Consider the following 13,162-nt stretch of genomic DNA (forward strand, 5'->3'; position numbering starts at 1 on the left):
AAGCAAATTTCCGAACGATGCAAGCAGGAAGCTGTTTATTTGTATATTTTCAATCGTTTTCCTGCTGCAATTTTGGTGTTGGACATTCCATTCCACCTTTGTATATCCTTAATCGTGACGCCATACTTTCCGGCGATGGTTGACAAAGTGTCTCCACTTTTTATTGTGTAGTAGGTCAGTTTGCCTTTACCGGCAACGGCTGTTGCCGTTTTGCGGGTTGAGGGTGTAATTTCCTTTACTGCAACGGTTTTCCGGTTGCGGAACAATTCGTCGGCACGATGTGCATAAATTGTATCTTGCTTATCTATAAAAGTACTGATAGCATCGATGGGGAGTCTTAAAGTATAAGGCTTGCTGTCACCCGGGATCATTTGCTTCTTATATTGAGGATTCAAACTCTTGATTTGATCCAAAGGTACATTGCAAAGATCAGCAATCTGTTCGAAGTGCAGATTCTTGTTCACTTGTACTGTGTCGGTACTTGCCGGAATATTTGTTTCCATCGGACAAATATTATGGTCGCAGTAGTAAGTCATCACATAGTTGGCGGCGATAAAAGCAGGCACATAGCCACGTGTCTCTTTAGGCAGGTAATTATAGATTTTCCAGTAATCCGTTTCGCCATTGGCACGGCGGATTGCCTTGTTGATAGTACCGGGGCCACAGTTATAAGCAGCAATCACAAGATTCCAGTCTCCATAGATATCGTACATTTCTTTGAGATAACGTGCGGCAGCCCAAGTAGCTTTAATCGGGTCGCGACGTTCATCCACCAGGCTGTTTGATTCCAAACCATAGATCTTACCTGTGCCAATCATGAATTGCCACAGACCGGAAGCACCTGCGCGTGACACGGCAGAGGGGTTCAATGCAGATTCGATAATCGGGAGATATCTAAGTTCCAGTGGAAGCCCATATGCATCCAATGCTTCTTCAAAAATCGGCATATAGAAGTTGCAGGCACTTAACATGAAAGAAACCTGATTGCGCAAGCGTCCTGCATACATATCGATGAATTTGCGGATAATATCATTATAAGGCATTTCCATGATAGCCGGAATGCGTGATAAGCGGTCGATATAGACAGAGTCGCTGAATAAAGGGTTGATTTCAGCCGTGCTGCAATCTTTGCCTAAGTCAATATAATTTTTGGCTTTCCAGTCGTTCAACAGACTGTCAAGTGGATATGTCATACTTTTAGGCAGGTCGATGCTTTCTTTGCGTTCAGTTCCATTTTCACGAATCACTACATCTACACTTTGCGCTTTTACCTGAGACGTTGCCACTAGTAAAAGAAAAATAATCGAACAATAGTTAACTAATTTCTTCATGCTTCAATAATAAGATCAATCTAAATTGTGTTTTTAAAATCGTAATACGCATTGCAGACCAACCGACTTGCTTTTTAAACTGTTGGAGCGGAACTGATTGTTATTGTCGATAACAGCCGGTTCTACTTTCATGCTCAAGTCGGGGGTTATATCGAAGTTGGACAACTCTGCATCAACATAAGCGTCGATGATAGAGATCAGATAAACTCCGATAAAAGCAAATATACTAAGGTCCCGATAACGACGGAACATATCTTTTCTTCGTTTTAGTGTGTTTTTCAACTGCTCCTCATTGTAAGTGGAGTTCGGGGGCAGCAAATCTTCGTAACTTTTCGTATTCGGATTGCTGTCCATAATATCCAGATAGGCTTGCGAATAGTCTTTGTACATCTTGCCGTTCCAGCTTAAGGCGTAAGCACAACCTGCAAACCCTCCATATATAATAGGTAACTTCCAGTATTTACGGTTGTAAATCTGTCCTCCACCGGGGAATACGACTGCCAGCCACGTTGCTTTGGTCGGATTCGGGATGAATATTTTCTTGTTTATATCTTGAGTAGGTGGCGGCACAGTGTCAGTCTTTACAACAATGGATGCCGGCTGCTCTATCTTTTTCAGCTCTTTCTTGTTGACCGCATCCAAGCTGTCCGCTATCTGTATTTTAGCAGCTGACAAACTGTCGATGGCCGGAAGCTCTTTGGATGGTGTTATCCGGATAGAATCTTTTTTTACAGAGTCCTGTGCGGCTGGTTCACGATGTCTTCGTGCACGGGCTTTCGGTGCTTCGCGCTGTATGATTGTTGTATCTTTCCGTACCGGAGTAACAGTGGATTGTGCATACACATCAATCCCTGCCACCTGTAAAAAACAGAGAAGCAGGGCGCTGACTAGTAACTGATATTTCTTACTTTTTCTTGTCATTTACTTCTTTAGCGTATCGAAGATTTCCATGATACGTTCCAGTTCCTCCTCGTTACCGAAAGGAATACTTATCTTTCCTTTTCCCTTTTCAGAGCAGGTGAGTTGTACCTTGGTGTTGAAAAAGCCGGAGAGTTGTTGCTTCAATAAGTTGAATTCTTCAGGAAGTTTACCACGTTTGGGTGTTATTTTCCGTGTGCCGCTTTTCACAGCTTCTCCTTCGCTTAATGATTTAACAATTTCTTCTACTTTGCGGACTGAATATCCGTGCTCTTGTATTTCTTCGAATATTTTAACTTGTAATTTAGGGTCGCCTAATGAAATCAGTGCACGGGCATGTCCCATGTCCAACTGCTTGTTTTGCAGGGCCATCTGTATAGGAGCCGGCAATTTCAGCAAGCGCAGGTAGTTGGCGATCGTCGTTCTTTTCTTTCCGATGCGTTCGCTAAGACGTTCCTGTGTCAGTTCGTATTGATCGAGCAGATGCTGGTAGGCAAGTGCGATTTCTACGGCATTCAGGTCTTCACGCTGGATATTTTCAATCAGCGCCATTTCCATCATGTTTTCGTCGTCGGCTGTGCGTATATAAGCAGGGATTGTTTTCAGTCCTGCTTTTTGTGACGCACGATAACGACGTTCTCCCGCGATGATCTGATACTCATCGTCCGAGAGTTTGCGTAAGGTAATAGGTTGGATGATACCGATTTCCGCAATGGAATCAGCCAGTTCCTGCAATGCTGTTTCGTCAAACTCACGGCGGGGCTGGTTAGGATTGACAGTAATCTTTGCCAGCTCTATTTCATTAATGGAAGAAGACCCTTCGGTTTTCACATCATCCATTGAGAGCAAGGCGTCTAGACCGCGTCCTAATGCATTCCTTTTTTGTGTTGCCATATCTTCTTCTTTATATTTATTTATTTCGGTTGATAATTTCTTTAGCAAGAGCCAGGTGGTTTTTGGCACCGGTAGATTCCGCATCGTATAGGATAGTCGGGACACCGTAGCTGGGAGCCTCGCTTAATTTCACATTTCGTTGAATAACGGTGTTGAATACCAGTTCTTGGAAATGACGTTTCACTTCGTCGTAAATCTGATTGGCCTGACGCAGACGAGAGTCATACATTGTCAGCAAGAAACCTTCGATTTCTAAGGCCGGATTCAGTTTTGACTTGATAATTTTGATGGTATTCAACAATTTGCTGATACCTTCAAGAGCAAAATATTCAGCTTGAACGGGGATAATCACAGAGTCGGCTGCCGTCAAAGCATTGATCGTGATTAGACCTAATGAAGGAGAGCAGTCTATCAGAATATAGTCATATTCTTTCTTCAAAGGTGTGAGTACTTCTTTTAGTATCTTTTCTCGGTTTGGGAGGTTTAGCATTTCAATCTCTGCCCCTACAAGATTGATATGCGAAGAGATCACTTTCAAAGAATCAATCTCCGTGTCAAGGATAGCGTCCTGTACGTTGGCTCTGTCAATAATACATTCATAGATAGTGCATTCCGACTGCTTGATGTCTACTCCCAGACCGGAAGAGGCATTAGCTTGCGGGTCGGCATCTACCACGAGTACCTTTTTTTCCAGTGTAGCAAGTGAAGCTGCGAGATTAATCGTAGTCGTTGTTTTCCCTACACCGCCTTTTTGATTGGCCAAAGCAATAATTTTTCCCATATTCTCTAAATTTATTGGCAGCGAAATAAGTGATAAATCCTTAGAGCGCCTACGAAAAAAGAGAAACTTTGCAATTTCTGTTGATAAGTCGCCTGTTTTGTTAATAACTGTCGGACGAAACGGTTACAAAACTTCGACAGGTTCATCATCTACTTTCTCTTTATGAGCTTGCAAATATACATATTTATATTGGATATTTATTTCTTTTTTTGCTCGCTTGCAGAAGATTAAGATTTGTAAACGGGTAGGAGTGGGGATGAAAGAGACTTTTCGATCTGATGTGGGGAGGTGTTTGGCGGTACGGCTTCTTTTTGTTACTTTTGTGCGAATATAAAAAAGGAAAGGATTGAATATATGGAAAAAGAGAAGCCGTTGATACTTGTTTCGAATGACGATGGCGTGATGGCTAAAGGTATTAATGAACTGGTGAAGTTTCTTCGCCCTTTGGGAGATATCATAGTGATGGCACCTGATGCCCCGCGTTCCGGTAGTGGTTGTGCGCTGACGGTGACGCAGCCGGTTCATTACCAGTTAGTAAAGAAAGAAGTGGGTTTGACTGTTTATAAATGTTCGGGAACACCGACTGATTGCATCAAATTGGCACGAAATACAGTGCTCGACCGGACTCCGGACCTGGTAGTCGGCGGTATCAATCATGGAGATAACTCTGCCACTAACGTACATTATTCCGGTACGATGGGAGTGGTGTTTGAGGGGTGTTTGAATGGAATTCCTTCTATTGGCTTCTCCTTGTGCAATCATGCACCCGATGCTGATTTTGAAGCTGCCGGACCTTATGTCCGCAGTATCGCTTCCATGGTCTTGGAAAAAGGACTTCCTCCTTTGACTTGTCTGAATGTAAACTTTCCCGATACAGCTGATATAAAAGGAGTGAAAATCTGTGAACAGGCGAAAGGAGGTTGGACGAATGAATGGGCAGCCTGTCCTCGTCTGAATGATCCCAACTATTTCTGGCTGACCGGTGAATTTACCGATCACGAACCTGAAAACGAGAAGAATGATCATTGGGCTTTGGCAAATGGCTATGTTGCTATCACCCCGACCACGGTTGACGTAACGGCTTATCACTTTATAGACGAACTTAATCAATGGTTTAATTAGTTGATAACTGTCAGTTATCAACTATCAGCTATCAACTATTATGAAGTATTATCTGATTGTCGGCGAAGCTTCCGGCGACTTGCACGCTTCCCATCTGATGGCTGCCTTAAAGGCAGAAGACCCGCAGGCTAATTTCCGTTTTTTCGGAGGTGACTTGATGGCGGCAGTCGGAGGAACGATGGTGAAGCATTATAAGGAGTTGGCATACATGGGATTTATCCCTGTATTACTTCATCTGCACACTATCTTTGCAAATATGAAGCGTTGCAAAGAAGACATTGTTTCTTGGAAGCCGGACGTTGTTATTCTGGTAGATTATCCGGGATTCAATCTTGATATTGCTAAGTTTGTCCATGCAAAGACACAGATACCGGTTTACTATTATATTTCTCCGAAGATATGGGCGTGGAAAGAATACCGTATCAAGAATATAAAACGAGATGTAGATGAGCTTTTCTCCATTCTTCCTTTTGAAGTGGAATTCTTCGAAGGAAAGCATCAATATCCTATTCACTATGTAGGGAACCCTACCGTGGATGAGGTGGCAGCTTATCAGGCGGCTCATCCGAAAAATAAGGAGCAGTTTATTGTCGAGAATCAATTGGAAGATAAGCCGATTATCGCTCTTCTTGCCGGTAGCCGGAAACAGGAAATCAAAGATAATCTGCCGGATATGTTGAAGGCTGCTTCCGCTTTTTCTGACTATCAGCTTGTCTTGGCCGGTGCGCCTGCCATTGCTCCCGAGTATTATAAACAATATGTAGGAGAAGCGAAAGTGAAAATCATTTTCGATCAGACTTATTGCCTGTTGCAGCATGCGGATGTAGCATTAGTTACTTCGGGGACAGCTACGCTTGAGACGGCATTGTTTCGTGTTCCTCAAGTGGTTTGTTATCACACACCGATCGGAAAAGTGGTTTCTTTCTTGCGGCGTCATATCCTGACAGTGAAATTTATTTCGTTGGTAAATTTGATTGCCGACCGTGAGGTGGTAAAGGAACTCGTTGCGGATACGATGACCGTGAAGAATATGCAGAGCGAATTGAAAAATATCATTGAAAATGAAGCATATAGAAATGAGATGCTTTTGGGGTATGAGTATGTAGCCAAGCGGTTGGGACCTGCCGGTGCTCCCCGTCATGCAGCGCGTGAAATGCTGCAATTGTTGAAAAAATAACTTTCTTTTTCTGAATAAACGTAAAGCCGATGCAGTAAATGCACGGCTTTTTTATTTATAAAGCAGAAGACTAAAATAAAGAAAGGAAAAAGATATGAAAAAATTTAAGTGGCTTTTAGGAATCTTATTATTGGCATTAGTACCAATGTTGCAATCATGTGATGATGATGGCTATTCTATTGGAGATTTCAGTTGGGACTGGGCGACCGTTCATACAACCGGTGGAGGAGGTTATTATTTGGAAGGTGACAGATGGGGAGTGATTGATCCGGTTGCTACTTCTATTCCTTGGTTTAAACCGGTGGACGGTGAGCGTGTTGTGGCTTTTTTCAATCCTTTGTATGATATGGAAGGAGGAAAAGGAGTTCAGGTGAAGATGGAAGGGATACAGGAGCTGTTGACAAAAGAAGTGGAAGATATGTCGACAGAGGAAGAAGCGGAAGAATTCGGAAATGATCCTATTTTGATTTATCAGGGTGATATGTGGTTGGGAGGAAGGTTTCTGAACATAATTTTCCGCCAGGAGTTGCCTCGTTCGGAGAAACATCGTATCAGTCTTGTACAAAATAAGATGGAACCGGGAGAGCCGGGCGAACCGTCAGAGCCGGGAACATTGAATGTGGATGAAGATGGTTACATACATTTGGAACTGCGTTATAATACGTATAAGGATGTGACTGACTACTGGGGATGGGGGCGAGTTTCTTATAACTTAGAAAAATTCTTCCCGACAGAGAAAGAGGCCGAATCAACAATAAAAGGTTTTAAAGTAACAATAAACTCAAGAGAACATGGAGAAGGAAGAGTGATCGTTCTTGATTTGAAGCACCCGGTCGGTGTACCGGAAGCAGCAAAGGATGTTCATTCCACTTCTTCGATCCGATAACCTAACTGTGATTTACTGTGTGTGAAAAAGGTCGGGATACTTTCGTATAAGTTCCCGACCTTTTGTATTTTGTTTCAGTTCTAATCGATTGAGAAAGAATCCCCCGTCAGAACCATGTTAATGCATATAGATAAACGACGGCTGCCGGTATAGCCATCAGAGAACTGTCAAAGCGATCGAGCATCCCACCGTGTCCCGGAAGAATGGTTCCCGAATCCTTAACGTGCAACTGGCGTTTCAATAACGACTCCGTCAGGTCGCCCCATGTGCCGAATATAACAACCACCAGTGCCAATCCTGCCCACTCAATCATTGACATAAGTGGGAAGTAGTGGGCGAGAATAAAAGATACTCCGATTGCTACCACTCCGCCACCGATGGAACCTTCCCACGATTTCTTGGGAGAAATACGTTCAAACAACCGGTGTTTGCCGATCAATGAACCGATGCAATAGGCTCCCGTGTCATTTAACCAAAGGAAAATAAAGATAGATAACGGTAGGATAGGATTGTAACTTACGCTACTGTATTCCGGATCGTTATGGAATGCCAATACATTCAGCAAAGCAAAAGGCAGACCGATATAAAGTTGGCTAAGCATAGAATAAGCCCAGTTAAGTACCGGGTTCTCCTTTTTCAGATACAACTCGCTAATCATCATGTAAAGCAATAAAAGCACATACGGGATGAATATCTTCGAATCGGCCGCATTAATGCAGAATCCCATGACTGCAAGGAATAAGTAAGCCCCGCCGAGCATATTAATGGTCTTGTTTATCTTCACTCCTTCTGCGCGCATATTTACCAGCTGTCCGAACTCATAAATGGTCAGTGCGCTGATAGCGGTGAACAGAATGCCAAAGCTGAATGCGTCATAAAGGATGCACCCCACCAAGATGGCAACGAAGAGTACACCCGTAATAGCTCGTTTTATGAAATTGTTAATCAAAATCTATTCGTTTTAATTAGTTGGACCCGTTAGCTTGTTCTTCTCCATTAGACTTACCCTCTACGGAAACTTTACCCTCCACAGTAACCTTTTTACCTTCTGCGGCAACTTTGGTGTCTATGGATGCTTGTTCTTCCTTTGCGGTATTTTCAGCTTCCTCTTCTTTGATCTCTCTTTCTTCTTCCTTCAACTTTTGGGCAAGTTCTCTTTCTGCTCTTGCGGCATCCTGGCTTTCTTTAGCGGCCATGATTTCTTCCGAGCGGGAAGCCCAAGGGCGTTTACCGAAGATACGTTCAACGTCTTCTGCGAAGATTACTTCTTTGTCAATCAGTAATTGCGTCAGTTCGTTGTGTCCTTCTTTATTCTCTGACAGAATTCTTTTGGCGCGGTCATACTGCTCGTTCACCATTCTCTTGACTTCTTCGTCAATCAATTCGGCTGTCTTTTCGCTGTATGGGCGGTTGAAAGAATATTCATCGTTGTTGTAATAGCATAAGTTCGGCAGTTTGTCGCTCATACCTAAATAGGCAATCATACCATATGCCTGCTTAGTCACCCTTTCCAAGTCGTTCATGGCGCCTGTCGAGATGCGGCCGAGGAATAAATCTTCAGCGGCGCGTCCTCCCAAAGTAGCACACATTTCGTCCAACATCTGCTCTTTGGTAGTGATTTGACGTTCTTCCGGCAGATACCAGGCAGCTCCCAATGCACGTCCGCGAGGAACGATAGTCACTTTAATCAGTGGGTTGGCATATTCCAGTAACCAAGAGATAGAAGCGTGTCCTGCTTCATGTAAAGCGATGGAACGTCTTTCAGCTTCTGTTGTAATTTTGGTTTTCTTTTCCAGACCACCGATGATACGGTCTACCGCATCCAAGAAGTCCTGCTTACCTACGAATTTCTTTCCGTGGCGGGCAGCGATCAGTGCAGCTTCGTTGCAGACATTGGCAATATCCGCACCCGAGAATCCCGGAGTCTGGCGTGCCAGCAAGTCTACATCTACACTATCGTCTATTTTAATCGGGCGCAAATGCACACCAAATACTTCTTTACGTTCGTTCAAGTCGGGCAGATCTACGTGTATCTGACGGTCAAAACGTCCTGCACGAAGCAATGCCTTGTCGAGTACGTCTACACGGTTGGTAGCAGCAAGGATAATCACACCACTGTTGGAACCGAAACCGTCCATTTCTGTCAATAACTGATTCAAAGTGTTTTCGCGTTCATCATTTCCTCCCATTGCAGGGTTCTTGCCACGAGCACGTCCTACGGCATCAATCTCATCAATAAAGACGATACAAGGAGCTTTCTCTTTAGCCTGTTTAAACAAGTCGCGAACACGGGACGCACCTACACCCACAAACATCTCCACGAAATCGGAACCTGCCAATGAGAAGAAAGGCACATTCGCTTCGCCGGCCACAGCTTTGGCAAGCAATGTTTTACCGGTTCCCGGAGGGCCTACCAGTAATGCTCCCTTGGGTATCTTACCTCCCAAATCCGTATATTTCTGCGGTTCCTTCAAGAACTCAACAATTTCCTCCACTTCTTGTTTCGCTTCAGCCAGGCCCGCTACATCCTTAAATGTAATCTTGATGGCTCCGCCTTTTTCAAAAAGCTGGGCTTTTGATTTTCCTACATTAAATACGCCACCGGGGCCACCACTGCCGCCTCCGCTCATACGGCGCATGAAGAATATCCATAACGCAACCAGCAACACAAGCGGGAGTATCTGAATCAGAATTGCGGGGAAAATATCCGATTTGGGCGGATAATCAGATGAACCGTCAAAATGACCGGCTTCCTTTTCTGCCTGCAAAAACTCTTCCAGTTTATCGGTAGATGGCGTTCTACTTGTAATGACAGGGTTGCGTCCCACTTTGGTAGAGTCGGCTCCAAAAACAGCCCCTACGGCGGTCGGTTTAAGGAAAGCTTCGATTGATTTATCTTCATAACCCAATACTTTGCTGACATAACCCTTTTTTACATAGTCCTGAAACTCGCTGTAAGTTACAGCTTTGCTTCCTGCTCCCTTTGAATCACTGCCCCACCAGAGGCCGAGAAGCATAAGGGCAATAATCATATACATCCAGTTCAGGTTGAACTTGGGCATATTAACCTTATTGCTAGGTTTATTGCTATTGTTATTATTACTATTATTATTGTCCATAATCATTAATTAGTCTAGATCGGGGATTTGAGTAAGTTTGGCATCTGCCCAGAGGTGCTCAAGATTATAAAAAGCTCTTGTCTCCGGCAAAAAGACGTGTACCAGTACATCGGCATAGTCCATTGCTACCCATTCTGCATTCCGGAGTCCGTCGATTGCATAAGGCTTGCTGTCCGCACCTTTGCGTGTAAATTCCTTGATTGAATCTACTATTGCACTCACTTGACTGGGAGAATTTCCCTGACAGATAACGAAATATTTACAGATGGTATCTTCTATGCTGGTTAAATCGGCAACGATTATCTTTTTACCTTTTTTTTCTTGAATTCCTTCTTTTATTTTTTCAATTAATACTTTAGTATCGTTCATTCCTGTAATTGGGATTAATAATTCATGTTCTCTATTTGTTTATAACAAAAAAAGGTGATCCTTTGTTTCTGATAATAAACGTGATATTTTTGACAAATATACGCTGATTTATTGGATACAAGAAAGTTATCCCTCAATTTTTGTGTTTTTTAGTGGAGATGCTTTTGTTTGGAAAGCTTATTTGGACATTTTTGCAAAAAAAATATCAGATTTGTTTTGAATTCCCAAAATATTTGTATCTTTGCACCCGCAAACGAAAATCATTGGGCTATGGTGTAATGGTAACACTACAGATTCTGGTCCTGTCATTCCTGGTTCGAATCCAGGTAGCCCAACAAAACACCAGCTTTTTACTGACAAAAACCCGCTAAAATTGCAATTTTAGCGGGTTTTTTGTGCTTTGACAAATGCCATTTGAAAAAAGTTGACGCTAATTCGGTGGCAAATTCGGTGACACGAATGCACGTTGATAGTCAAGAAAATACGAGTCTTATGTAAAAAGAAGCCGTGAGGCTGATTAATAAAGAATAAATCCTTAAACAGGTTATTGTCTTGTTTAGTAGAAATAAAAAACAGGTTTTATGGCTCAAGTGAGCATAAAACCTGTTTTTTATTTCTCTCAATTGGGCAGAAATCTTATTCTTCTGCTTTTATTGATTCATCGATTACTTTGATCTTTTGTAACACCAGTTCCAAGTCTGCTTTCAGTTTATCTACCTTGCGGTTCAATTCAGTCAGCAGGCTACTACCTTTCTTGGAAGTAGAAGTGAGGAAGCCCAAGTTGTTCTCATAAGTCTGAAGCTCATTCTTCATATTCTCATAAGTACGTACCAGTTTTTCGCGTTCTCTGTACAGAGATTGAGTGCCGCCTCCCTGGATATTGCTGATATTCGAACGGAAGTTGCTTAACTTCTTGTTGGAAGCATTGATGTTAAAGCGGTCGAATAGCTGATCGATAATTCCGTGATACTGCTTGTATAACTTATCTTTTTCTTTGAATGGCACATGACCGATAGAGTTCCACTCTTTCATTAAATCCCGAACCAAGGTATTTGCTTCTTCGGCATCCATGTTCTCATCAATTGCGGATAACTTCTCGATTAACGCTTTCTTCTTTTCCATATTCTCTGTTTCTACAGAGCGTTGTGAAGAAGTAGCTTTGTTCTTTTGTTCGAAGAAGTAGTCGCAAGCTGTGATGAACCGTTTCCAGATAGCATCCGAGTGTTTCTTAGCAACCGGTCCGATGGTCTTCCATTCTTTTTGAAGTTTGGTCAGCGTATCGGCAGTTACTTTCCAGTCTGTGCTGTCTTTCAAAGCTTCTGCTTTTTCACAGAGCGCTTTCTTCTTTTCCAGATTCTCGTTCATTCCTTCTTTCAGGCTTTTGAAGAATTCTCCTTTTTTCTTGAAGAAATCATCGCAGGCATGGCGGAAGCGTTCGAAGATCTTCACATTCATCTTCTGGGGAGCAAAACCGATGGTTTTCCATTTGTTTTGCAGGGCAATCACTTCCTGTGTCTTGTTTTCCCAGGCAGAGAATGTTTTCAGTTCATCATACTCAATCGCTTCAACGATTTCGCAGATTACGGTCTTTTGATCTAAATTATGCTGTTCAGCTTCTTTCAGCGATTCGAAATGCTGCTGATGGCGGCGGTTGACAGCGGTAGAAGCAGTTTTGAACCGGTTCCAGATCTCATCGCGCAGCTCTTTGGTTACCGGACCTGTATCTCGGAACTCCTGATGCAACTTTTGAAGTTGGTGGAAAGCGGAAACAACATCTTCTTCGTCAGCCAATTTTTCGGCCGCTTCGCAGAGATGCGTTTTGATTTCCAGATTCTTTTTGAAGTCATATTCGCGGAATTCATTGTTCAGTTTCAATAAATCGTAGAACTTCTCTACATATAATTGATAGTTTTTCCAAAGTTCATTCACTTTACCTTGCGGCACCAGTTTCGTCTCATTCCATTGCTGTTGCAGCTTCTTGAACTCCGTATAAGATTTGTTGGCGTCATCTCCGGATTCCACCAATTCTTTCAGCTCTTCAATAATGGAAAGTTTCACTTGCAGGTTTTCTTCTTTCTGGCGTTCCAGTTCGGCAATCTGTTTGCCACGTTTTTCCTTGATAACTCCCATCAGACGTTTGAATTCTTCTTCTGTCGGGTCCTCTTCGGCAACAAAATCTTCAATGTTTCCACCGTTGTCTGTAAACTGTACCTTAGCAGCTTCCAACTCGGCATTATGTAACTTGTAGAATGATTGTTTCAGATTGTCAATTTCCTGCTTGTTCGCATTCTCAGCGTCTTGCGCAAGCTCTTTTAGCTGGTTTAGTACATCTTCCTTAGTGGCAGGTTTAGGAGCTGCTTCAGGTTGAACTTCGGCAGTAACATCTTCAGTCGGAGTCTCTGTAATAGCTTCAGAAACCTCGACTGTTTTCTTTTCTTCTTCTAATTCCCCTTGGTTCAAGGGTTGATTAGTGTCTCGAGCGTCCATCATTGTATATTAGTTTTGGGTCACAAATTAATGAAATAAAACGATTACTTCATACTATTTTGCTTATTTTTTTTTATT

At 42.8% G+C, this 13,162-nt stretch carries 11 protein-coding genes and 1 tRNA gene; 4 read left to right on the forward strand and 8 right to left on the reverse strand.

All coding sequences use genetic code 11. The features are described from left to right. Window positions 1-35: 35 nt before the first annotated feature. From GD631_RS08985 to GD631_RS09000, 4 genes are read right to left on the reverse strand one after another with little or no spacing between them, the layout of a single operon-like run. Window positions 36-1,331, reverse strand: coding sequence for a lytic transglycosylase domain-containing protein (locus GD631_RS08985; RefSeq protein ID WP_143259121.1), 1,296 nt, complete (start codon window positions 1,329-1,331; stop codon window positions 36-38). A 33-nt stretch (window positions 1,332-1,364) separates the two neighbouring features. Beyond that, entirely contained in the window at window positions 1,365-2,252 is an 888-nt protein-coding gene (locus tag GD631_RS08990; RefSeq protein WP_143259122.1) for a DUF5683 domain-containing protein, read from the reverse strand. After that, complete coding sequence (locus tag GD631_RS08995; protein WP_120144460.1) at window positions 2,253-3,143, reverse strand: ParB/RepB/Spo0J family partition protein; 891 nt, start codon at window positions 3,141-3,143, stop codon at window positions 2,253-2,255. It lies immediately after the preceding gene. A gap of 16 nt (window positions 3,144-3,159) precedes the next feature. Then, window positions 3,160-3,924 (reverse strand): ParA family protein, encoded by a 765-nt coding sequence (locus tag GD631_RS09000; RefSeq protein ID WP_004301394.1) that lies wholly within the window; start codon window positions 3,922-3,924, stop codon window positions 3,160-3,162. A 354-nt stretch (window positions 3,925-4,278) separates the two neighbouring features. On the opposite strand from GD631_RS09000, the gene surE reads away from it, so the two are divergent. The 3 genes from surE to GD631_RS09015 all read left to right on the forward strand — a co-directional run bounded on the left by surE (window position 4,279) and on the right by GD631_RS09015 (window position 7,109). Then, a complete protein-coding gene (gene surE / locus GD631_RS09005) occupies window positions 4,279-5,046 on the forward strand; it encodes a 5'/3'-nucleotidase SurE (RefSeq protein ID WP_143259123.1) in 768 nt (255 codons plus the stop codon). Window positions 5,047-5,086: 40 nt separating this feature from the next. Continuing rightward, window positions 5,087-6,223 (forward strand): lipid-A-disaccharide synthase, encoded by a 1,137-nt coding sequence (lpxB, locus tag GD631_RS09010; RefSeq protein ID WP_143259124.1) that lies wholly within the window; start codon window positions 5,087-5,089, stop codon window positions 6,221-6,223. A 94-nt stretch (window positions 6,224-6,317) separates the two neighbouring features. After that, entirely contained in the window at window positions 6,318-7,109 is a 792-nt protein-coding gene (locus GD631_RS09015; protein ID WP_143259125.1) for a NigD1/NigD2 family lipoprotein, read from the forward strand. Between the two features lie 106 nt (window positions 7,110-7,215). Here the strand turns inward: GD631_RS09015 and GD631_RS09020 are convergent, their stop codons facing one another. Genes GD631_RS09020 through rsfS form a run of 3 tightly spaced genes read right to left on the reverse strand, consistent with a single transcriptional unit; the run spans window position 7,216 to window position 10,597 of the window. Continuing rightward, on the reverse strand, window positions 7,216-8,058 hold the full coding sequence (locus GD631_RS09020; protein WP_143259126.1) for a phosphatidate cytidylyltransferase: 843 nt from the start codon (window positions 8,056-8,058) through the stop codon (window positions 7,216-7,218). A gap of 16 nt (window positions 8,059-8,074) precedes the next feature. Continuing rightward, entirely contained in the window at window positions 8,075-10,228 is a 2,154-nt protein-coding gene (gene ftsH / locus GD631_RS09025; RefSeq protein ID WP_143259127.1) for an ATP-dependent zinc metalloprotease FtsH, read from the reverse strand. 9 nt (window positions 10,229-10,237) lie between these two features. Further along, window positions 10,238-10,597 carry a ribosome silencing factor gene (gene rsfS, locus GD631_RS09030; protein WP_143259128.1) on the reverse strand — a complete coding sequence of 120 codons (360 nt, stop codon included), beginning with the start codon at window positions 10,595-10,597 and terminating at the stop codon, window positions 10,238-10,240. A gap of 264 nt (window positions 10,598-10,861) precedes the next feature. Here rsfS and GD631_RS09035 point away from each other — a divergent pair. Further along, window positions 10,862-10,932 (forward strand) — tRNA-Gln (locus GD631_RS09035). A 301-nt stretch (window positions 10,933-11,233) separates the two neighbouring features. On the opposite strand, the gene GD631_RS09040 is transcribed toward GD631_RS09035, so the two are convergent. Then, window positions 11,234-13,087, reverse strand: a complete 1,854-nt coding sequence (locus GD631_RS09040; protein ID WP_143259129.1) for a DUF349 domain-containing protein — start codon at window positions 13,085-13,087, stop codon at window positions 11,234-11,236. Window positions 13,088-13,162 lie beyond the last annotated feature (75 nt).

Origin of the sequence: Bacteroides luhongzhouii (assembly GCF_009193295.2) — a bacterium.
Lineage (GTDB): Bacteria > Bacteroidota > Bacteroidia > Bacteroidales > Bacteroidaceae > Bacteroides > Bacteroides luhongzhouii.